25 protein-coding genes are annotated in these 20,334 nt (G+C 36.4%); 14 read left to right on the top strand and 11 right to left on the bottom strand.

Annotation, left to right across the window (positions count from 1 at the left end; genetic code table 11):
• Positions 1–22: 22 nt before the first annotated feature.
• The gene (locus AC1Q8L_RS21930; protein WP_000665103.1) at positions 23–514 is read left to right on the top strand and encodes a phosphatidylglycerophosphatase A family protein; all 492 of its coding nucleotides are present in this window, start codon (positions 23–25) and stop codon (positions 512–514) included.
• A gap of 23 nt (positions 515–537) precedes the next feature.
• Here the strand turns inward: AC1Q8L_RS21930 and AC1Q8L_RS21925 are convergent, their stop codons facing one another.
• A complete protein-coding gene (locus AC1Q8L_RS21925) occupies positions 538–1,017 on the bottom strand; it encodes a GNAT family N-acetyltransferase (protein WP_000351141.1) in 480 nt (159 codons plus the stop codon).
• A 162-nt stretch (positions 1,018–1,179) separates the two neighbouring features.
• On the opposite strand from AC1Q8L_RS21925, the gene AC1Q8L_RS21920 reads away from it, so the two are divergent.
• The 5 genes from AC1Q8L_RS21920 to AC1Q8L_RS21900 all read left to right on the top strand — a co-directional run bounded on the left by AC1Q8L_RS21920 (position 1,180) and on the right by AC1Q8L_RS21900 (position 6,637).
• Positions 1,180–2,283 carry an HpcH/HpaI aldolase/citrate lyase family protein gene (locus AC1Q8L_RS21920; protein WP_001106079.1) on the top strand — a complete coding sequence of 368 codons (1,104 nt, stop codon included), beginning with the start codon at positions 1,180–1,182 and terminating at the stop codon, positions 2,281–2,283.
• A complete protein-coding gene (locus tag AC1Q8L_RS21915) occupies positions 2,228–3,574 on the top strand; it encodes a phosphoribosyltransferase family protein (protein ID WP_492339488.1) in 1,347 nt (448 codons plus the stop codon). Before AC1Q8L_RS21920 ends, AC1Q8L_RS21915 begins: the two co-directional genes overlap by 56 nt.
• 5 nt (positions 3,575–3,579) lie before the next feature.
• Positions 3,580–4,692, top strand: a complete 1,113-nt coding sequence (locus AC1Q8L_RS21910; RefSeq protein ID WP_098837926.1) for a cysteine protease StiP family protein — start codon at positions 3,580–3,582, stop codon at positions 4,690–4,692.
• Positions 4,689–5,504, top strand: a complete 816-nt coding sequence (locus AC1Q8L_RS21905) for an HAD family hydrolase (RefSeq protein WP_000575379.1) — start codon at positions 4,689–4,691, stop codon at positions 5,502–5,504. The genes AC1Q8L_RS21910 and AC1Q8L_RS21905 overlap by 4 nt, the downstream gene beginning before the upstream one ends.
• 551 nt (positions 5,505–6,055) lie before the next feature.
• Positions 6,056–6,637 (top strand): NAD(P)H-dependent oxidoreductase, encoded by a 582-nt coding sequence (locus tag AC1Q8L_RS21900; protein ID WP_000683411.1) that lies wholly within the window; start codon positions 6,056–6,058, stop codon positions 6,635–6,637.
• Positions 6,638–6,825: 188 nt separating this feature from the next.
• Here the strand turns inward: AC1Q8L_RS21900 and AC1Q8L_RS21895 are convergent, their stop codons facing one another.
• The 3 genes from AC1Q8L_RS21895 to AC1Q8L_RS21885 form a co-directional block, all read right to left on the bottom strand.
• A complete protein-coding gene (locus tag AC1Q8L_RS21895; protein WP_000276470.1) occupies positions 6,826–7,590 on the bottom strand; it encodes a TIGR01457 family HAD-type hydrolase in 765 nt (254 codons plus the stop codon).
• A 107-nt stretch (positions 7,591–7,697) separates the two neighbouring features.
• Entirely contained in the window at positions 7,698–8,330 is a 633-nt protein-coding gene (locus AC1Q8L_RS21890; RefSeq protein ID WP_000503349.1) for a helix-turn-helix transcriptional regulator, read from the bottom strand.
• Positions 8,331–8,410: 80 nt separating this feature from the next.
• Complete coding sequence (locus AC1Q8L_RS21885; protein ID WP_000274010.1) at positions 8,411–8,851, bottom strand: DUF86 domain-containing protein; 441 nt, start codon at positions 8,849–8,851, stop codon at positions 8,411–8,413.
• Positions 8,852–8,998: 147 nt separating this feature from the next.
• On the opposite strand from AC1Q8L_RS21885, the gene glpX reads away from it, so the two are divergent.
• The 3 genes from glpX to AC1Q8L_RS21870 all read left to right on the top strand — a co-directional run bounded on the left by glpX (position 8,999) and on the right by AC1Q8L_RS21870 (position 11,124).
• Positions 8,999–9,970, top strand: a complete 972-nt coding sequence (glpX, locus tag AC1Q8L_RS21880; protein WP_000439090.1) for a class II fructose-bisphosphatase — start codon at positions 8,999–9,001, stop codon at positions 9,968–9,970.
• Positions 9,971–9,986: 16 nt separating this feature from the next.
• Complete coding sequence (locus AC1Q8L_RS21875) at positions 9,987–10,253, top strand: DUF3055 domain-containing protein (protein ID WP_000392611.1); 267 nt, start codon at positions 9,987–9,989, stop codon at positions 10,251–10,253.
• Between the two features lie 373 nt (positions 10,254–10,626).
• Positions 10,627–11,124 carry a hypothetical protein gene (locus AC1Q8L_RS21870; protein WP_001174588.1) on the top strand — a complete coding sequence of 166 codons (498 nt, stop codon included), beginning with the start codon at positions 10,627–10,629 and terminating at the stop codon, positions 11,122–11,124.
• 45 nt (positions 11,125–11,169) lie between these two features.
• Here the strand turns inward: AC1Q8L_RS21870 and AC1Q8L_RS21865 are convergent, their stop codons facing one another.
• Positions 11,170–11,481 carry a YutD family protein gene (locus AC1Q8L_RS21865; RefSeq protein ID WP_000970508.1) on the bottom strand — a complete coding sequence of 104 codons (312 nt, stop codon included), beginning with the start codon at positions 11,479–11,481 and terminating at the stop codon, positions 11,170–11,172.
• A gap of 115 nt (positions 11,482–11,596) precedes the next feature.
• Here AC1Q8L_RS21865 and AC1Q8L_RS21860 point away from each other — a divergent pair, with 115 nt between their 5' ends.
• Complete coding sequence (locus tag AC1Q8L_RS21860; RefSeq protein WP_000744131.1) at positions 11,597–12,175, top strand: YhcN/YlaJ family sporulation lipoprotein; 579 nt, start codon at positions 11,597–11,599, stop codon at positions 12,173–12,175.
• Positions 12,176–12,209: 34 nt separating this feature from the next.
• Here AC1Q8L_RS21860 and AC1Q8L_RS21855 read toward each other — a convergent pair whose 3' ends face one another.
• Positions 12,210–12,944 (bottom strand): MerR family transcriptional regulator, encoded by a 735-nt coding sequence (locus AC1Q8L_RS21855; RefSeq protein ID WP_000178777.1) that lies wholly within the window; start codon positions 12,942–12,944, stop codon positions 12,210–12,212.
• A 100-nt stretch (positions 12,945–13,044) separates the two neighbouring features.
• Here AC1Q8L_RS21855 and AC1Q8L_RS21850 point away from each other — a divergent pair, with 100 nt between their 5' ends.
• Positions 13,045–13,860 (top strand): YhfC family intramembrane metalloprotease, encoded by an 816-nt coding sequence (locus AC1Q8L_RS21850; RefSeq protein WP_002094186.1) that lies wholly within the window; start codon positions 13,045–13,047, stop codon positions 13,858–13,860.
• A 25-nt stretch (positions 13,861–13,885) separates the two neighbouring features.
• Here the strand turns inward: AC1Q8L_RS21850 and AC1Q8L_RS21845 are convergent, their stop codons facing one another.
• Positions 13,886–14,317: a hypothetical protein gene (locus tag AC1Q8L_RS21845; RefSeq protein WP_000738182.1), complete on the bottom strand. Its 432-nt coding sequence runs from the start codon at positions 14,315–14,317 to the stop codon at positions 13,886–13,888.
• A gap of 133 nt (positions 14,318–14,450) precedes the next feature.
• Here AC1Q8L_RS21845 and AC1Q8L_RS21840 point away from each other — a divergent pair, with 133 nt between their 5' ends.
• Both AC1Q8L_RS21840 and AC1Q8L_RS21835 read left to right on the top strand, forming a co-directional pair.
• Positions 14,451–15,005 (top strand): histidine phosphatase family protein, encoded by a 555-nt coding sequence (locus tag AC1Q8L_RS21840; RefSeq protein ID WP_000720575.1) that lies wholly within the window; start codon positions 14,451–14,453, stop codon positions 15,003–15,005.
• Positions 15,006–15,079: 74 nt separating this feature from the next.
• A complete protein-coding gene (locus tag AC1Q8L_RS21835) occupies positions 15,080–15,559 on the top strand; it encodes a YbaK/EbsC family protein (protein WP_000272751.1) in 480 nt (159 codons plus the stop codon).
• Between the two features lie 20 nt (positions 15,560–15,579).
• Here the strand turns inward: AC1Q8L_RS21835 and lipA are convergent, their stop codons facing one another.
• Positions 15,580–16,476 (bottom strand): lipoyl synthase, encoded by an 897-nt coding sequence (gene lipA, locus AC1Q8L_RS21830; RefSeq protein WP_000166367.1) that lies wholly within the window; start codon positions 16,474–16,476, stop codon positions 15,580–15,582.
• A 189-nt stretch (positions 16,477–16,665) separates the two neighbouring features.
• On the opposite strand from lipA, the gene AC1Q8L_RS21825 reads away from it, so the two are divergent.
• Positions 16,666–17,649, top strand: coding sequence for a M23 family metallopeptidase (locus AC1Q8L_RS21825; protein ID WP_000944681.1), 984 nt, complete (start codon positions 16,666–16,668; stop codon positions 17,647–17,649).
• A 73-nt stretch (positions 17,650–17,722) separates the two neighbouring features.
• On the opposite strand, the gene yunB is transcribed toward AC1Q8L_RS21825, so the two are convergent.
• From yunB to AC1Q8L_RS21810, 3 genes are all read right to left on the bottom strand, one after another.
• A complete protein-coding gene (gene yunB, locus AC1Q8L_RS21820; protein WP_000021807.1) occupies positions 17,723–18,454 on the bottom strand; it encodes a sporulation protein YunB in 732 nt (243 codons plus the stop codon).
• Positions 18,455–18,508: 54 nt separating this feature from the next.
• The gene (locus AC1Q8L_RS21815) at positions 18,509–18,811 is read right to left on the bottom strand and encodes a YunC family protein (protein ID WP_000248467.1); all 303 of its coding nucleotides are present in this window, start codon (positions 18,809–18,811) and stop codon (positions 18,509–18,511) included.
• Positions 18,812–18,876: 65 nt separating this feature from the next.
• Positions 18,877–20,268, bottom strand: a complete 1,392-nt coding sequence (locus tag AC1Q8L_RS21810) for a bifunctional metallophosphatase/5'-nucleotidase (RefSeq protein ID WP_075719458.1) — start codon at positions 20,266–20,268, stop codon at positions 18,877–18,879.
• Positions 20,269–20,334 lie beyond the last annotated feature (66 nt).

The following is a 20,334-nucleotide window of genomic DNA, read 5'->3' as shown; positions in this document are numbered from 1 at the left end:
AAAAGAAAAAAAGGTGATAAACATGAAAGAATCAAATCAACTACAAGAAAGAGCATTACAACTATTACAAGAACGCGGTGTAACAATTGACGATATTGCTGAACTTGTTCATTTTCTTCAAAAAAAATACCATCCAAATTTAGAGATGTCAGAATGCCGTTACAATGTAGAACGTGTACTATCAAAACGTGAAGTACAAAACGCACTGATTACAGGTATCGAACTTGATGTCCTTGCTGAAAAGGGAATGCTAAGTGAACCGTTACAAGATATTGTAAAACGTGATGAAGGCTTATACGGAATTGATGAAGTTATCGCACTTTCTATCGTGAACGTGTACGGCTCTATCGGTTTCACAAACTTTGGATATATTGATAAATTAAAACCTGGTATTTTAGAATACTTAAATGATAAATCAACTGGAAAGGTGCACACGTTCCTTGATGATATCGTTGGCGGAATCGCTGCCGCTGCATCAAGTCGTTTAGCGCACCGAGCTGAGCACTCAGAATAATAATGTTTTCTAGGCCGTCAGTTTCATGCTGACGGTCTTTCGTATTCCATAAGCATAAATTCTCTTCCGCGGCTCAAAAAAATAAGCCCTTGCTTAAATCCGATATTTTTATATAACGTAATCGCTCTTGTATTAAATGTTGCTACACTTAATCGAAACATTTTCGAATTAAATTCCTTAGCAGCAAACGCTATTCCAGCTTGGAAAAATTCTTTCCCCATTCCTTTCCCAGTTAACGCCGGCTTCATACCAAGTCCGATATCAATCACATCTTCTCCACCATATAAATTAGCATCTCTTCCACCTGGTACTTGTGCATTTTCTCCAAAACAAAAATAGCCGATGAACTCTCCTTGATCGTCACAACAGCCATAATAAGTTCCATCTAATAATTCTTTTATTACTTCTTTCTCGCCTGAAAAACTATATAAATTATATGGTTCCTCGTACGCCCACATATTTATCTCATTTGCTTCTTCCTCTGTTAACTTATGTATATCCACTTTCTCTTTCCCCCTATTATATTTCTATTAACAATATTCGATATTCATCTTATAATTCATCTTTCTCAATATGTTTTTTTAATTTATCGCTTCATTTTAATGGAAGATTTTTCTTATTATGTTACGATTAAACAGAATCATTATAAATAAGGTGGTGACAATTTGAATTACTTTTCTTATCTCTCCTCAGAAGAACGGCAAAATTTTTTCTATAAAGAACCTCTTAGTTTTTCAAAAAATATAGAAAAAGAACAACTAGCTTACGCACTAGGCGCTACACTATATACTCCTGGCACGAAAGAAACGATTGCGGAAGATATAATTAGAAGGAAACATGTGGATGCTATCTCAATTATTCTTTGTCTAGAGGATGCTATCAGCGATGAGGAAGTAAAACTTGCAGAGCAAAACATCGTCGTTCAAATACAGCAAATCGCTAACTTAGTCAGTGCCAAAATACTAAATCAAGCAGACATCCCACTTCTTTTTATTAGAGTTCGACAACCAAGTCAAATGAAGACAATTGTTACTGAATTAGGTAGTGCTGTTCATTGTTTATGTGGTTTTGTCTTTCCAAAATTCACACCGATTAACGGAAAGACTTATATCGATCAGCTTGCATATATAAACGAGTTATACTCATTATCGCTATATGGCATGCCGATTTTAGAATCACCCGAAATTATGTATAAGGAAACACGGGCAGAATCATTATTACAAATAAAGGATTTACTAGATTCTTATCACGATTACATCTTAAATGTACGTATTGGTGCTACTGATTTTTCAAGTATATTTAGTATTCGGCGCAATAAATACACACCTATCTATCATATTACTGTTGTCCGTGATTGTATTTCAGACATTATTAACGTTTTCTCAAGGGCAACAAATGAATATATTATTTCAGGATGTGTATGGGAATATTTTTCTAATGATCATGAAGAAGGGCTTATTCAAGAGGTATCACTTGACCATGCAAATGGCTTAATCGGAAAGACAGTTATTCACCCATCTCATATTAAAGTTGTACAGGCAATGCATATCGTCACAATGGAAGATTATTTAGATGCGAGATTAATTTTACAAAATGCAGATACGTATAATGGAGTGCTAAAAAGCAGTTTTTCTAACAAAATGAATGAAGTAAAACCTCATTATGGCTGGGCTCGCAAAACCATTTTAAAATCTAATATTTACGGGGTGCTACATGAAAACAAACAATTCACCGATCTCCTTATTGCAAAAGCAAAGCAACACGTATAACGTTTTAAATAATATACAAGTTCATGTAGAAGTACGTGATAATCCATATAATTTAGCGCTAGACAATCTTTTTCAAATGGCTGCGAGAATAAATAAGAAACGTAGTTTTTTATTTGTGAGTACAATCCTTGGAAAGCATCTTCCTATTAAACCTGCAGTCTCTCTATCAAGTGGAGTTGCTCTCGCTGCAAGATATATGGAAATACTACATAATATTTCTCATCCATTTCAAAAAGAAATTTTAAATCTCATTTCATTAGAAATTGATGAAATCCCAGAGGAAGTATTTCGTTATCAATATCCTCTGCAAGAAGAAGTTTTGTTCATCGGATTCGCTGAAACAGCGACATCACTTGGTCATTCTATGTTTCAATGCTTTCAAAATGCAAAGTATGTACATACAACTAGGGAATCGATACCCCACCTAGAATCTGTCATTACATTTGAGGAAGAACATTCTCATGCAACATCGCACCGTTGTTATGTAGATGAAAGCTTTTTTCAAAACAACAATCCAATTGTTCTCGTAGATGATGAGATGACAACAGGAAAAACAGCATTAAATATTATTAGATCTATTCAAAATAAATTCCCACGAGAAGAATATATAATTGCTTCTTTATTAGACTGGCGTTCTCATACTAATAGAAAACAATTTAAACAATTAGAAGAAGAACTTCAAATTAAGATTCATGTTATTTCTTTATTAAAAGGCAGTATTCATACAACTGGCCAACCATTAAATATTACAAAAACAGAGATTCAAATTGAAGAAACAAAACCTGATTTCAAAAAACATACCCTTACCTGCCCAAAATCACCCTATACATCAAATTATATAAAATATACTGGGCGATTTGGCATTTCAGCATATGAACAAAAGCACATTCATTCTTTCGCCCAAGAAGCAGGAAAAACTTTAAAAAGAGAAAGAATGGGAAAACGAACACTCTGTCTCGGAACGGGTGAATTTATGTATATCCCAATGAAAATTGCTGCTGAAATGGGTGAAAATATTTTATATCAATCTACAACAAGAAGCCCTATCCATCCTGTTTCAAATGATGTGAACTATGCCATTCATAATCATTTCTCATATCCAAGTCCTGAAGATTCTACTATTACAAATTACTTTTATAATATTTCACCTCATGATTACGATGAAGTATTTGTTTTTATTGAGCGTGATTTAGGAGAAGAAGCCCTGTTTCCTCTTCTACAGCAGTTACAAACAGTTATTCCTTTTATTCATATCGTCTCATTTTCAAATAGCATAGAAAAGGAAGGTTGATAATTATGGTAAAAGTAAATTCTCATATTAGTAGTTATGATCCAAATGATGCTATTTTTCTATTAAAAGATATTAGTAATTTAATGAAAGAAAGTTCCACAGAAACTAGAGAACAAGCAATTCAAGCTGGCACACATTATTCTGAAATGTTACCAATGGAATATAAACCATCTAAAGCGTATATGGATTTATTCTTTTCTTCCCTGCAACAATACAAACACAAACTAGCCATCGCTGTTGGAGTTGTCGCCGAACAAATTATACGGACTAAAGGAACTAACCTTGTCCTCGTTTCATTAGCTCGTGCTGGTACACCTATTGGCATTCTTATTAAACGCTACATACGCTATCAATACAACCTTGATGTACCTCACTATTGTATTTCTATTGTTCGCGGACGCGGTATTGATGAAAATGCACTCCATTATATTTTGGAACATCACCCTAAAGAAACAATTCAATTCATTGATGGATGGACTGGGAAAGGTGCAATAAAAAAAGAATTAGAATATGCCGTACACACATTTAACGAACGAAATAATACACACATTTCTCATTGTATGGCTGTGCTTGCTGATCCCGGTTACTGTACTTCAATTTACGGTACACGTGAAGATTTTCTTATTCCTAGCGCTTGCTTAAATGCAACTGTCTCTGGACTAATTAGCCGCACTGTACTAAATGATACCTATATCGGTCCAAATGATTTTCATGGTGTTAAATATTATAAAGAGCTAGAGCAAGAAGACTTATCAAATTTCTTCGTTGATGAGGTAACAAATTTATTCCCTTCTGTTCATTCTCATATAGATAATCAATTACGTTATATTACTTCAACTTACACTGATCCCTCTTGGCAAGGATTAAAAGATATACAGTCTATCCAAAATCACTTTGAAATTGACGATATTAACTTAATTAAACCAGGAGTCGGTGAAACAACTCGCGTATTACTCCGGAGAATACCGTGGAAAATTTTAATACGTAAGCAAAACAATCCCGATTTAAAGCATATTTTACTTCTTGCTAAAGAAAAGAATGTCCCTATTGAAATCTATGAGAATATGGCTTATTCATGTTGCGGGCTCATTAAGCCTCTTAGGAAGGAAACAATATGATTTTCGCCAGTGATCTTGATCAAACGCTTATTTATTCCCGGAAATCGTTTCGTGCCCCTATAGAAGATGAATCAATTCAACTCATTGAAACTTTAGATGGAAAAGAAATTTCTTTCATATCACATAAAACCATTTCACTACTAAAAAAATTACAACTGCACTCACATTTCATCCCAGTTACAACAAGAACTATTGAGCAGTTTCAGCGTATTGCTTTATTCCAAAACGAAATCATTCCCGAATACGCCATTACAAGTAACGGCGGTAATATCCTTCATAACGGGAAACAAGATGGGACTTGGAACAGGACAGTAAAAGAAAGACTATCGGTTGAATGTATAGAGAGAAACGACATACTAAAGGAATTTGGACAAATAGCTCATAAAGATTGGGTTATATCACAAAAAACAGCTGATGATCTATTCCATTATTGCATTATTAAACGGGAGAACATTCCTTATGATGAATTATCATCCTTCACTTCCTGGTTAGACAAACACGGCTGGAATCATTCACTTCAAGGTAGAAAGCTATACTTTGTACCAAAACCAATTAATAAATGGGACGCCGTGCAATATATAAAAGAAATTTTGCAAATAGATACGATTATTACAGCTGGGGATTCTTTACTTGATTTATGTATGCTTGAAAAGGCGAACCATGCCTTCGCACCACTTCATGGTGAGTTAGGGGCAATGCATGATAACTTACAACCCCATATTTTAAAAACAGACGCAATCGGCATATATGCCGCAGAAGAAATCGTAAATAAATCACTTCAAATTATTCACAGTTCATTACCTACCTCATGATCATAATATGCACAATTGCATACGCACCGCGATTAAACAGATGGTACAATTTATTTGAATCGCTGTTGCTACACTTCTTGATTAAAGAAAAGGCGTTAACACGGAAATTAGCGTCTTATCAACCTCAAGCAATTGGCACATTTTGTCATCTTAAAAGACACTCGAACGAGTGTCTTTTTTCTATATCTAACAAGGACTTACTCATTTCAAAGTATAAATACATAAAATAATGTAAATCATTACACGCATGAATCACTCTCTAAAAGTTATAAAGTAGATTCAAAATAAAAAAAGCACTCTTAACTAGAGTGCTTTTTACTTTCAAACAAGGAGGCTACATATATGGATAGTACTCTCGTATTTAACTTTGGCATTGGTATTGTTATCATTTTATTCGTCTTCTTTGTACTTTGTATGAGCGGGGTATAAAAAGGCGATTTTCGAGCGTCTTTTTATACATATGTATTACTTGACTTCTATAAAAGTAGTAACCATAATAGTTACAGATATACAAATAGCTATTCACATATCCACAAATAGGAGGAAGAACAATGAAACATGTAATCGTTTATGCACACCCAAATACAGAAAGCTTCAACCATGCGATTTTAGAAACGGTAAAACGTGAATTAGAAGAAAAAGGTCATGAAGTACGCGTTCGCGATCTATACGAATTAAACTTCAATCCAGTATTAGGCGCTTCCGATTTCATCTCATTTTCTCAAGGAAATACACCCGAAGATATTAAAGAAGAACAAGAGCATATCTCTTGGGCTGATAGCATTACATTTATTTATCCAGTTTGGTGGGCGGGACTTCCTGCTATTTTAAAAGGATACGTTGACCGTGTGTTTAGCCATGGATTTGCTTATGCTTACGGTGAAAACGGCATTGAAAAGTTATTAAGCGGTAAAAAAGGATTGTTATTATCTACAATGGGTAATACGAAAGAGGCATACACAGCAGGCGGCATGTTTGATGCAATGAAGAAAACAGCGGATGTTGGTATTTTTGAATTCACAGGTATTGAAACACTTGAGCATACATTCTATACAAGTGTCCCTTCTGTGGATAATGATGTGCGTAAACAATATCTTGAAGAAGTAAAAGACGTTGTGAATCGTGCATTCTAATAAAATTATATCAGCGATTTTTTTAATATATCAGCGCAACTCAGATTATATCAGCGATTTTCTAAATATATCGGCGTAACTCAGATTATATCGGCGATTTTTCAAATATATCGACTTACCGACAAAAATCGACACTAGTCACAACGAAATAAAAAAAGCTGTTCCAAAGTTTGGAACAGCTTTTTTCATTACATCTTCTCAATCCACTCCGTCAAGTTATGCACAACTTGCGTCGGTTGAACTTCGTATTCTGTTAACTTCTCCACAGTTGTGACTCCAGTGTGGACAAGAAGCGTATGCATACCAGCATTTACTCCTGCTAAAATGTCTGTATCATAGTTATCCCCAACCATTAATGCTTCATCTTTTCCTATACCAAGAACTTTTAACGCTTGTTCCATAATGATTGATTCTGGTTTGCCGATAAAGATTGGATCCACACCTGTTGATACTGCTACAACCGATGTTAATGAACCGTTACCTGGTAATAATCCTCGCTCAGTTGGGATGGCAATGTCCCCATTTGTGGAAATAAACGTTGCGCCATTACGCACAGCAAGACACGCTTTTGCTAACTTTTCATATGTGATGTCACGATCTAAACCAACAACAACGAAATCAGGATTTTCATCCACAAGTTCAAATCCTTTTTCCACAAGTGCATCGTGTAAGCCTTCTTCACCAATCATATATACAGTTGCATCTTGTTTACGTTCATAAATGAAGTTCGCAGTCGCCATACTCGTTGTGAATACTTGCTCTGCTTTCGCTGGAATATCGAAACGAACAAGTTTTTCTGCCACTTGTTCTGGTTTACGCGTTGAGTTATTCGTAACGAATAAATAAGGAATGCCGCGCTCTCCTAAAGCTTTTACGAAGTCGCTCGCTTCTTCAATTTGTTCTTCTCCGCGATACATCGTACCGTCTAAGTCAATTAAGTAACCTTTATACATCATTATGTCTCTCCTTCTATGCTAACGTTCTCACCTATCATACCACTCTTATATTACCCGCTTTTTCCAAAGAAAAAAACGCTTTACCTTAAAGCGCCCCATAACGTTCATTTTTTCTCTTTTATTTGGTAAGAACAACTACAATCGCCCTCGCACATGTTTGCTAGTGTTTTCACTTCTGCGTTCGTAAATAAACGATTATACATCTCTTTTTCATCTTCACATACTTGCGGGAATCTCTCTGCAATTTCTTTTAATGGACAGTTTTGTTTTTCAATTACGAAAGAGTTCTCTCCATCTCTCTTTATTTGAACCATATAACCATTTTTCTCTTGCATAGCTGCTATCTCTTGCACTTTATATGCTAAATTCTTTTGATTACTTACTCTCTTTTGCAACTGTTCTTCCATTCGCTTCGTTCTCTCTTTTAAAACGTAACGAAGTATTTTTTCATCGCCCATTCGAGCTAAATCTTCTAACATATCAATCGCAAATTGCTTATACTCTTTCGGGAATGTATCTTCTCCCTTTTCACTTAATCCATACAAATAAGTTGGTCTTCCGACATGTTGCCTTACCATCTTAGAATAAATGAGTCCGTCTTTCTCAAGATTACTTAAATGTCTTCTGATTGCCATTTCTGTAATCTCTAAAACGTCAGCTAGTTCAGCTACTGTGTGCTCTCCCTTTACTTTCAACAATTGTACAATCTCGTCTTTCGTAGTACGTGCTTCCCCCATACTTCACCCTTCTCCCTTTTCTTTCTCACATACAATATAAGATCCCCAAAAGGCATTCTCTGGGGATCTTATAAGCATAATTATTCTGGTACAAATGCAGATACAGGTCCTAATTCCTTTTCTAAATAACTGCGAATATTTGCTGGGTATTTTTCTACCACTGCAATATGTTTTTGAATCGTCTTATATAATTCGTCATGATTCATTTGAATATAATCTTGCGTAAGCATCTTTCGAAGAAGGATAATTTCTTTCATCCCTTGTCCATCTTCTTCACTTATCACTCGCTCGTCCATTAAAATATCAATAATATCTTCATAGCTTCCTGGATCGCGCATAATAAATCCATCAATCATCGCATTTCCTACATCTAATACAGTATCAATAATCAGATGGGCTATGCGCTCTAATGCGTAAAATTCAAACTCGGTTTCATATATCTTTTTCTCTTGAAATGTACTTGTTGCTCGTTCTAAACATACTAGCATTTGTTCTATTTTCTTTCTGTCTACAAAATACATGAATGTCACCTACCTGGAAATTAAAGCATTTACATTTTAATTGTAACGCTTTCTTCTGAAAAAATCGACAATTTTTCGAATTCACCTTTTCTCCGTTATTTGTTATAGTTATATTTGTATGATTTTTGAAATTGGAGGAATGGAATCTTGGAACGTGAACTCGCACTAGAAATTGTCCGTGTAACAGAAGCAGCAGCCTTAGCATCCGCACAGTGGATGGGCCGCGGAAAGAAAAATGAAGCAGATGATGCAGCAACTACAGCAATGCGTGATATGTTCGATTCAGTAAACATGGCAGGTACAGTTGTAATTGGTGAGGGAGAACTTGATGAAGCACCGATGTTGTATATTGGTGAAGAACTAGGAACAGGTAACGGTCCGGAAGTAGACATCGCCGTTGATCCATTAGAAGGTACAAACATCGTTGCAAAAGGTCTTGCAAATGCAATGGCAGTTATTGCAATCGCAGACAAAGGGAACCTTCTTCATGCTCCTGATATGTACATGGAAAAAATCGCGGTTGGTCCAAAAGCAGCTGGTAAAATTAGCTTAGATGATCCAATTGAAAAAACAATTGAAATTGTAGCAGAAGCTAACAATAAAAAGATTCGTGACCTAACGGTTATCGTTCAAGAACGTGAACGTCATCAAGATATTATTGACCGTGTTCGTGCAAAAGGTGCACGCGTAAAATTATTTGGTGACGGTGATGTTGGTGCGTCAATCGCAACAGCACTACCTGGAACGGGTATCGACTTATTCGTAGGTATTGGCGGAGCTCCAGAAGGTGTTATTTCTGCAGCAGCATTAAAGTGCCTTGAAGGTGAAATGCAAGCTCGCTTAGTTCCAATGAACGAAGAAGAAGAAGCTCGTTGTCGTGAAATGGGATTAGAAGACCCTCGTCAACTTCTTATGTTAGATGACTTAGTATCTGGGGATGATGCAATCTTCTCAGCAACTGGTGTATCTGCTGGTGAGTTATTAGACGGTGTTAAATTCCTTGGCGGAGATTTAGCTGAAACATACTCTATCGTAATGCGTTACAAAACAAGAACAGTACGATTCATTAAAACACATCACCATTTAGATCATAAACCACACTTAAACTTAGATATTTAATAAAGGAGCCATGTGTATGGAAGAACGTTTCTTTCTGTACGACGACACTGTCGCTACAAAAACTCGTTTCGTTAGCTTTATGGGAGAAAATGAGCGTCACGATTTAGCGCTTTTATACTCCGATCGTCATTACGGTAAAACAATTGTACTTGATATGCAAAGTAATAAATTTGCAATTATCGGTGCTGACGATTTAAACGAACCAGGCTACTTAGAGCACGCATTTTCTATGACTGAAGAAATTGCAGAAGAATTACGCTCATTTTTATTTGAACTTATATAATTTATCGTATGCACCAGCTATTTTAGCTGGTGTTTTTCCGCCTTCATTATTTCGAATTTTCAGTATTATATGTTATAATGAAGAATAAATCTATTTGGATAGAAAGGACGTTATCTACGTATGCCAACATTTACTTTGTAATGGACCAGCAATTGGATAGCATTACTCTCAAAAAAGCACCACGCTTTTTCAAGGGAGTAGTCTGCCCATTCCCATTACAAAGGAACGTATTGCATCTGTAGTATGATGTTTACGGAGGTTCCTCTTTTGGGAACCTCCTTTTATTTTTGTCTTTTTCTCATGTCTTCATACTACAAGACATCCAAATAGCTGTATTACGTTTCTTTGCCACTACTATAAGAGGTGAAGGAAAATGCAGAAAGTACAACTTTCTTGGAGTTTATATGAAAATCAGCAACACACAATCGAAAAATATTGTAAAAATTGCGGACGTACTACCCTATTTACTGATACGAATATTCGTAGGCATAACGCTAATGGAAAAAACATATACCGCTTTGCCATTTATAAATGTTCGAAAGATCATACGTGGAATCAAAAACTGCGTATTTATAAATCATTTACTGATCACGTTGAAACGATTGATATGACTCAGCAAGATCAAACAGAAACAAGTACTACTATTTCTATTACGCAACATAAAGAAAGTGGCGTAGCTGAAATCACGATCGTATTAGATATCGTTTTCGGTTCCCACCGCATTGATAAAGCCTTATCCACATATATTTCCGACTGGAGCCGTACACGCATTGTGGATAAAATTAAAAATGGGGATATTCAATTAAATGGACAACAAATGAAACCAAATGCAATACTTTCTGAAGGCGATCATATCTCGATTTGTTTATAAGCGAGAATATGTAAAAAATCCTCTTACAATTGTAAGAGGATTTTTTTATTTCTTCACTTTTCGTAATACGAAGTGTGCACAACCGAAGTTACAGTACTCGTATAAATACTCCGTTAACGTACTAATTTTCGTATCATATGTCGCACGTTGGTTACTATCATCAAAGAATCCTCGCAGTCTAAGTTGCTCATATCCCCAGTCTCCAACGATATAATCATATTTATTTAAAATTTCTGCATAGCGCTCTTTAAATGCTTCTTCACTAAAACCGTCACGAAAGTTTTTAATTACTTCGTACTGAACATTATTAATGCTCACCGTAGCATGAATCTCTTGCTCTTGCTTTTGCTCCATCATTAACTTCCTCTCTAAGCATTCTTCTTTTTATCGTATCACAAAGCATAACAACCAACAATTTCAAATACAAAAAATTGCAAATTAGTACATGCTATGGAGAAGGAGGTGATACATCGTGAAAAAACAAATTTTACTTTCCCTTCTCACTCTTTCCTTATTTGCAGGCTGCCAATCAGCGAACAAAGCTGAAATGGAACGTGAAGAAGGAAGCCGTGTTCTTGTTTCCAATAAAAACGACATGTATCATACGGAAAATACAAATACAAGACTCACAAGAGTCGGTTATTCTTCTAAACAAAAGCATGAAGTATCTAACAAACAAGTAGGGGCCATTAATCGCGAGAAAGTCGCTGAAATGATTACAAGCATGACAGTCAAACTTCCTGACGTTACAAACGCTGCTACACTCGTTACCGATGATGAAGTATTTGTTGTATACCGTGCAAACACAACGGATCCAAAACTCGTAGCAGATCAAGTATATAAAACCGCTTTGTCCATCGTCCCTCGCTATTATAAAGCATATGTATCAACAGACCAAAAGTTGATTTCTCAAATTCAAGGGCTTCAATCTGGCGCATTAAATGATACAGAATATACGCAAAGCCTCGATATGCTAAAACGTGAAATGAGTAAAAATCCTCATTTGAACAATACGGGGGATCAGACTTTAAATAATATGATTAAAAAGTAAAACAGGTGGAGAGAACCTCCACCTGTTTTACTTTTTATTTTTTATTACGATCCGCATAAATCTCCATCGCATCACACATAAACTGCGCTAACCCCTCGCCAAACTTATCGATATTTTTCGTAAAGCGCTCATCAGCGACGTACATTTGACCGAGTCCCTTAAAAGCGTCTAATGAATAGTGACTAAAGTTTTGCAAGTAATCGTACCATACTTTGATAGCTGCCTGCGCCTCTTTAGAATCTGGTGCATCGTGTCTAAGCGTTGCTAAATTTCTATAAATAGCATTAAACTCCTCTTGGTTCTCTTTTGACATACCTTTTGCATATTCGTTCGCTTTATCTACAGCTGCATCTCCCCATTTTTCACGTGCTTCTTCTTCATATGGGTTATGGCTGAAATCGAATCCTTCAAATTTCTCTTTATTCGTCATTTCAATCTCTCCTTTTGTATGCTGAATTGTTTTATCAATCGTCGCAATCACCTTATCTAATCTGGCACGCTTTTCAAGAAGCATCTTCTTATGAAGCTGTAGTGCCTCTTCGCGATCAAATGATGGACTCATGATAATCTCTTTAATTTTCTTCAAAGGGAAGCCAAGCTCTTTAAAAAACAAAATTTGCTGCAATGTCTCTAAATTTTCATTGGAATACAGACGATATCCAGACTCTGTCGTCTCGTCTGGGGTTAACAACCCAATTTCATCGTAATGATGCAGTGTGCGCACACTAATTCCAACTAAATCAGCTACTTCTTTTACTCTCATTGTCATTTGTATCTCCCCCTTAGTACATACGATAAAGTATGACGCAACGTTAGAGTCAATAAGTAAATTCATTTTCTTTCTAAAAGTTTCATCTCTCCCCTATTTCATGCATAATAGATATGTACATATATTAGAAAGCGGTGAAAGTATGGTTTCAAATACTGTAATTGCCAGCATCATTTTTCAACTCATTGTCTCGATTCTGGTCCCAATTATCGTACTCGTTTATTTCCGTAAAAAATATAATATTAATTGGAAAGTAGTCGGCGTTGGTGTTCTTATCTTTATCGGATTCACCCAAATTCTTGAAACACCATTCCACCTATTTATGCGCGGTAATCCAACAATCGCTCCATTTTTAGAAAATCCGTTTGTCTTCGCAATTTATGGCGGATTGACTGCTGGTATTTTTGAAGAATTAGGACGCTTCGTTGCCTTCTTCTTCTTACTAAAAAAATATCTAGAATATAAAGATGGCTTCGCTTATGGAATTGGTCACGGCGGAATTGAATCTATTTTAATTGGCGGTTTTTCTGCATTACAAGCATTAATTTTTGCTAATTCTATTAACGATGGTAGCTTCTCTCGACTGATTGAACAAAAACCCGAGCTCAGTATTTTACAGGACATGTTAATTCAGCAACCTGCCTACTTATACTTCCTTGGTAGCTTAGAAAGAATTATGGCACTCGTGCTTCAAATCGCCTTTACAATGCTTGTTTTATACGCAGTAAAACAGAAGAAATACATCTTCCTAGTATACGCTATACTATTCCACGCATTTGTAGACTTTTTCGCGGCACTTTACCAAACAAAAACAATCAACATCTTCGTTGCCGAAGGAATTACACTTCTGTGTACAATTGGCGCTGTCGTTCTTATTCGCAAAATGAAAGAGAAATTAATGAGTGTACCGGAGTAAAAAATAAACCACCAAAATTGGTGGTTTATTTTTTATATGGATGATAACTTTTGCCCTCTTGCAGCTCCCTCTTTGTTTCTGCATCTATAACGATGTACTTATGAAACGCTTCTACTTCATTTTGAGTAAAAGAAGCGAAAAAATAAACTTGGCGATCAGGGTGAACAAAAAAATCTTGAAGCACCACTCTACTTCGACAACCGACAGCTGTTTTTTGCAGGAAAGAAAATTCCTCATCAGCCACTTCTTTAAATGAAATTTTTTTACGAACACTATATGCTGCATTTTTGTACTCTTTATAAATTTTCTTATCTAACTGTTTATAAAAAACATCCCCACTCACAAATGACTTATTTTGATTGCTTGGATAATTTAGTTTTCGGTTGGATTCTGCATATGTTGTGGACAATTGCGCAAGAAAACAAATAATGAATACGATACATATCATTTTTTTCATCATTGCACCTCAATTTTTTATTATCCACATTACTTTTCCACATATTTAAATCCATATGCTGTTTCCAATAAAAAGGAATTATTTCCACATTTGTCGAAGTATATAGCGTCAACTTGAAAGATGGGGATGAATTATGAAGAAAATTATTTTAATACGACATTGTTCAGCAACTGGGCAAGAATGTGATGCTGAATTAACGACCGATGGAAAAGACCAAGCAAATACCCTTGCTACATTCCTCTTAGAAAATACTCTACAAATCGATCATATTATTTCAAGCCCATTTGTCCGAGCTATCGATTCCATTCGGCCCTATGCACTCCAAGCTAACTTATCTATCCAAGAAGATGAACGATTAACTGAACGCATATTGAGCAACGTTCCAATGGATGATTGGATGCAAAAACTAGAATCCACTTTTACGAATATAGATATTGCCTTTTCAGGCGGAGAGTCAACAAAACAAGCAACAGACCGTGCCATATCGCTTATTCAAGACGTTTTACAATTAAACCATACGACAACACTGCTTGTTACACATGGCAATTTACTTACGCTCATTTTAAAGCATTTTGATCATACGATTGGCTTTAATGAATGGAGAACTTTAACGAATCCTGATATTTACGAAATTACAATCGACGAACAATGTATCATAACACGCTTATGGGAAGCATCGTCCAAGTAATATCCCTTTCCAAAACATTCAGTTGACGCCACGAGAAGAGACTGTTCTAACAATAGAAAGGGGTATCATTTCATATGTACGAAGACGTACTTGCTTTACTACATAAAACAAATGTTTCTTATGAAAAATTCGAACACGAACCAGTACTCGATTATGAGACGGATCGGATTGTACGTGAAAGACTTGGCTTACAAGGTACTCCAAGTAAAAGCTTATTTTTAAAATCAACATCTGGAAATTTTTATGTGTTTTTTACGTTAGAAGGAAATCGGCTTAACCGCGGAGAGATGAAAGAAATAACGGGAGAACGCTTATCGCTCTGTTCTCCTGATGAACTAAGAATGGAAACTGGCTGTACTCCAGGATGTGTAGCTCCTTTTGGTTATTCACAAGAAGTAACAATTATTGTGGACAGTTCCGTTTATACGTACGATAAAATTTTAATTACACCTGGTGTACCTGAATTTACAATTGAATTATCCACAGAAGAATTAAAAAAGATTTTATTAACATGTACAAATACCGTTTTAGAGTACAAACAAAAAGAGAGCTGATCGTTAGCTCTCTTTTTTCATTATTTAGCTTCTGCTGTTTTTTCTTTTGCAGAACGTACTTGCTCGTCCGCATGGTAAGAAGAACGCACAAGTGGGCCAGCTTCACAGTGGCTAAATCCTTTGCTAAGTGCAATTTCTTTAAGCTCTGCAAATTCTGCTGGTGGATAATATTTAATAACTGGTAAATGCTTCTTAGATGGTTGTAGATATTGTCCAAGAGTTAAAATATCCACATTGTTTGCACGTAAGTCATCCATTGCTTCAATTAAATCTTCTCTTGTTTCACCTAAGCCGACCATAATGCTCGATTTAGTTGGAATATCAGGCTGCATTTCTTTTGCTCGACGTAAAAACTCTAATGAACGGTCATACTTTGCTCTAGCGCGAACTCGGTTAGATAATCGACGTACTGTTTCAATGTTATGGTTTAAAATATCTGGTTTTGCATCCATTAACATTTTTAAGTTTTCTTCTACCCCAGCCATATCAGATGGTAATACTTCGATAGACGTGAATGGGTTTTTACGACGTACTGCTCGTACTGTTTCAGCAAAAACAGCTGCTCCGCCGTCCTTTAAATCATCACGTGCAACCGCTGTTATAACAACGTGCTTTAAGCCCATTTGTACTACTGAATCTGCTACGCGTTCTGGTTCTTGTAAATCAAGCTCAGTTGGTAAGCCTGTTTTAACCGCACAAAAACGACAAGCACGTGTACAAACCGCACCTAAAATCATAAATGTTGCTGTTTTTCTTACAGCCCAGCATTCATGAATATTCGGACATTTTGCCTCTTCACAAACGGTATGAAGATTCTTAGAACGCATCATTTTCTTTAAGCCTGTATAGTTTTCATTCGTGTTTAACTTAATTTTCAACCATTCGGGCTTGCGCTTATATTCTGTTTGTTTTGTCATGGTTATCAACTCCGCACAATATGAAATAGTTTACCGTGTTCGCTTCTTTCAATGTAACATATCTATTCTAACGTATGAAAGCGATTTGCTCAAATGAAGATTCTAAGATTTTTTCCAATCGTTCCCTATAATGAAATACTCCGTATATCCCACACTAAAAAGAGTGATGTTGTGAAAGGAGTCTATTTCATGCTTCGAAAAATTTCTCTTTTGCTTTCTATTTGTTTTCTTCTCCACCAAAACATCGCTTACGGTGAAGATAATCAGCAAAGCATATACGAAAAGCGCATGGCACTATATAAAGAAACCGAGCAGTCTTCAGGCATTCCATGGTATTACTTAGCTGCAATGGATCAATATGAAAGAAATATACGGAGCGTAAGAAAAGATATTCCAAAAAAACCAGATGCCATCATTTCCCTTTATTTCAAACCAGAAATATGGGCTGGACCTGTTAATAGTAACGATACTCTCCCCCATACAATTTCTCTATTTGGCGGAATAGGTTTAGATGGTGACAAAGATGGATTTGCAAATGCAAATAGCGACCGTGATCTTCTGCATACCGCAGCGACTATTTTAAGGAAACAAGGAACGTCAGAAGACCGTATTAAAATTATGCTTTGGGAATATTATAGACGTGCAAAAACAGTTGATTTAATTAGCGAGTACGCCCAAATTTATAAACATTATGGACGTATTAATTTAGAAGGAAATGCTTTTCCTCTTCCGATTCGTAGTGACCATAGCTACCGTAGTACTTTCGGCGCTGGAAGAAGTTTTGGCGGAAGACGAATTCATGAAGGCACCGATATTTTCGCTGGATATGGCGTGCCAGTAAGATCGACTTGCTATGGCATTATTGAAACAAAAGGCTGGAACCGCCTTGGTGGATGGCGCATTGGTATTCGAGACCTTCATAACAATTACCATTATTACGCTCATTTAGGCGGGTTCTCAAAAGAAATACAGCTTGGACAAATTGTTGAGCCAGGAAAAGTAATTGGATTTGTTGGTAGCACTGGTTATGGACCTCCTGGTACAGCCGGAAAATTCCCACCCCACTTACATTTTGGCATATATAAAGACAATGGCTATACAGAATGGGCCTTCGATCCATACATGCATTTAAGCCTTTGGGAACGCAAAGAACGAGCAAATACAAAAAGATAACCGTAGCTGCATTGCTACGGTTATTTTTTATCCAGTAAAAGCCCGGCTCAGCCGAGTATCACTTTATATGCAACTAACTATCTGTTTTCTTTTTATCAGGTACAGCAACACTTCCGCTTCCATAATACGTAGGCACTTCCCCTTGAACGATACGCGTCGCAATCGGAACATTTTGTTTCACAGTTATCTCTTTCGTATGAAATGGAATAATTACTTGCAATGTTACTTCCATTTCCATAACAATTTGAATCGCTGTAGTATTAATTCCATGCGGCTCAATTTTTTGTTTAATATCTGTATTCACATGCCCAATTGGCGTGAAATGAATCGGAATATCTGGTCCTATATTACCAAGGAGTGCATTATCAGTTACACGTCCAAAAGGAACTGCCATAGTCGCCCCGTTTTTTTCAGAAATACCTAGCTCCTTCAACTTCCCTTGTTCTACTTGTTGCAAATATTTTTCTATGTACGTGGTCGTTGACGTTACGATTTCATTTACTTGCTTCGTATTTAAATTAATTGTGGATACTTTTCCGTTTTTATCATTCTGTACTTTCATTAATGAATCGACATCAAATCCTTCATTAATTCTATCCTTTACCGCCTTCGTCATAATTGCTGTCGCCATTTTATGTGTCTCTACTTCCCCATATTTAATTAAGGTCGGCTGAATACTATTATTCACAATCCACAACCCTTGCGTAAGTAATATAACAAAAAGAATAAACGACATAAGCAGTATATACCGAAAGGCAATAGGTCCCCTTCGAAACCGCGAGTTTTTCGAGCGAAATATACTCATAAAAAAACCTCCTTCTTATATCATTTCTATGCAAGAAGGAGGGACGATATATGCTTATCTCATTTTTAATAATGCTTCTTTTCCAATCGTTCCTACTGGAATTCCTAACGCTTCAGCTCCAGTCGTTACCGATTCTAGTGGCGCTTCAAGAAGTTGTTCAATCGTTCTTACACCAACCGCACGGCCAGCAATAATTCCTCGATCACCTAATTTCTCATTTAAAAGACCTACATCTAATGCACCACACATAATATATCCTTTATCGCTCATTACAGCTAGCAAATTCGTCTTTGGAAGTTTCACGCTAACCGCAATAAACGTATAATTATCAATTATAATTGGCTCCACATTAACCATAGTTCACACTCCTCTCTTTCTTATCTGTATGACAAGAGAAAAATGAGTGTTACAAGTTAACTAGCCTATAGTTTAACGGAAGTTGTATGAGTTATTAACATATCCGTTAACACATCTCTAAGGAGTTCTGGCATATAATATTGTTTGCCAGAAAGTGTGGATAGCTCTGGGTATAAGTATCCAAACGTAAACATATCGATTGTTCCTACCGTATATATACGGTCTAACTCCAGCGATTCGCCGTTAATCAATACATCTTCTAATAAAATTTTATTGCCAGGAATCGTATCTGGAATGACTTCTACACCAGCGTAAATCATTTTCCCCATCACTTTCCCCCGAAATCCGAATCCTTTCACCTCAAGATTCTCCATGTTCGGTTTACGTGCTTTCAAAATAACTTCTCTTAATATCTTTCCTGGAACTTTCAAAGCACACGGATTAATTGGATGTGGACAAATTCTGTGAATATCTCCGCGCGTTACAACACCCTCTTCTAGCCCTTCAAGAAGTACACCGGCGTTCACCATGCCAATCTCTGCATCGCACCATGTTTTCAGCGCACTTGCTAACATATGAGAAAACGGCGTCTCCTGAAACCAATCAACCGGTAATGACTCTTTTAAATGAACGACAGGCTCTGCCATTATATGCTTACTTTCTTCCTGCAGTATTTCAATTGTGGATAACGGCTCGCTATAAGCACCTAACCGTTCCGTCTTAATCGCTCTACCGTCTTTTTTCAACAGCTTCTTCGTCTCTTTATCCACAGTAAGCTGAACGTGGCCAACGTAACGTCCCCACTTTTCACAACAGCAAAGTAAAGTATTGTTCAGTAGAACACCACGCTCAAATAAATGATGCGTATGTGCACCTAAAATAACATCTATATCATAATGCTCTGCCATATACTCATCCATACTTTTTCCAAGGTGAGATAGGACAACGGTAATATGCGCCTCATCTTTCACTTCTTCTAAAATAGACTCTAAATGGATAAGCGGATCTTCAATATGCCAATCGAGCATATGATAAAACTCTGGATAAGCTACCGTTAATCCGATAAAAGCAATGATAATCCCATCTGTCGTCGTATGTAATTTATAAGGCTTCGCCCACGCTGGACGTACCCCTTCTTTTTTAAATAAATTCGCAACGAGCACCTCAAATCCAGCATCATCATATAGACGATTCAAATGCTCCTTCGCTAACGTAATGCCTTCATTATTTCCGATCGTTACATAATCATATAACGCCTCATTTAAAAGCTTCGTATTCCCAAGGCCATTTGTCGCTTCCGAAATACTATGAAAACGATCCACATGATCACCAATATCAACCGTCAAAACAGTCTCTCCCGCTTCCTGTCTTCGCTTTTTCTCCCCTAGAACAAACCGAGAAATTTGCGGCCAATTTTCAAAATGACTATGTATATCGTTTGTATGATAAAGGTGGATGATTGTTTCTTTATTTGTATTCAGAGAAAAAACCTCCTCTCAGTTCCTTACTGCCATTTACGCTAT

The organism is Bacillus sp. GW823-FHT06A11, from assembly GCF_058795355.1.
This window is presented reverse-complemented; position numbering and strand designations above follow the sequence as displayed.

Bases quoted from the DNA above. Each gene is read 5' to 3' on its own strand.
- AC1Q8L_RS21910 (WP_098837926.1), top strand. From the start codon at position 3,580: ATGGTAAAAGTAAATTCTCATATTAGTAGTTATGATCCAAATGATGCT.
- AC1Q8L_RS21825 (WP_000944681.1), top strand. From the start codon at position 16,666: ATGCTTCGAAAAATTTCTCTTTTGCTTTCTATTTGTTTTCTTCTCCAC.
- yunB (WP_000021807.1), bottom strand. From the start codon at position 18,454: ATGAGTATATTTCGCTCGAAAAACTCGCGGTTTCGAAGGGGACCTATT.
- AC1Q8L_RS21905 (WP_000575379.1), top strand. From the start codon at position 4,689: ATGATTTTCGCCAGTGATCTTGATCAAACGCTTATTTATTCCCGGAAA.
- AC1Q8L_RS21900 (WP_000683411.1), top strand. From the start codon at position 6,056: ATGAAACATGTAATCGTTTATGCACACCCAAATACAGAAAGCTTCAAC.
- AC1Q8L_RS21815 (WP_000248467.1), bottom strand. From the start codon at position 18,811: ATGGTTAATGTGGAGCCAATTATAATTGATAATTATACGTTTATTGCG.
- AC1Q8L_RS21870 (WP_001174588.1), top strand. From the start codon at position 10,627: ATGCAGAAAGTACAACTTTCTTGGAGTTTATATGAAAATCAGCAACAC.
- AC1Q8L_RS21855 (WP_000178777.1), bottom strand. From the start codon at position 12,944: ATGACAATGAGAGTAAAAGAAGTAGCTGATTTAGTTGGAATTAGTGTG.
- AC1Q8L_RS21840 (WP_000720575.1), top strand. From the start codon at position 14,451: ATGAAGAAAATTATTTTAATACGACATTGTTCAGCAACTGGGCAAGAA.
- AC1Q8L_RS21890 (WP_000503349.1), bottom strand. From the start codon at position 8,330: ATGGGGGAAGCACGTACTACGAAAGACGAGATTGTACAATTGTTGAAA.
- AC1Q8L_RS21885 (WP_000274010.1), bottom strand. From the start codon at position 8,851: ATGTATTTTGTAGACAGAAAGAAAATAGAACAAATGCTAGTATGTTTA.
- AC1Q8L_RS21845 (WP_000738182.1), bottom strand. From the start codon at position 14,317: ATGAAAAAAATGATATGTATCGTATTCATTATTTGTTTTCTTGCGCAA.
- AC1Q8L_RS21875 (WP_000392611.1), top strand. From the start codon at position 9,987: ATGGAAGAACGTTTCTTTCTGTACGACGACACTGTCGCTACAAAAACT.
- AC1Q8L_RS21895 (WP_000276470.1), bottom strand. From the start codon at position 7,590: ATGTATAAAGGTTACTTAATTGACTTAGACGGTACGATGTATCGCGGA.
- AC1Q8L_RS21865 (WP_000970508.1), bottom strand. From the start codon at position 11,481: ATGATGGAGCAAAAGCAAGAGCAAGAGATTCATGCTACGGTGAGCATT.
- lipA (WP_000166367.1), bottom strand. From the start codon at position 16,476: ATGACAAAACAAACAGAATATAAGCGCAAGCCCGAATGGTTGAAAATT.
- AC1Q8L_RS21835 (WP_000272751.1), top strand. From the start codon at position 15,080: ATGTACGAAGACGTACTTGCTTTACTACATAAAACAAATGTTTCTTAT.
- AC1Q8L_RS21930 (WP_000665103.1), top strand. From the start codon at position 23: ATGAAAGAATCAAATCAACTACAAGAAAGAGCATTACAACTATTACAA.
- AC1Q8L_RS21850 (WP_002094186.1), top strand. From the start codon at position 13,045: ATGCATAATAGATATGTACATATATTAGAAAGCGGTGAAAGTATGGTT.
- AC1Q8L_RS21915 (WP_492339488.1), top strand. From the start codon at position 2,228: ATGAAAACAAACAATTCACCGATCTCCTTATTGCAAAAGCAAAGCAAC.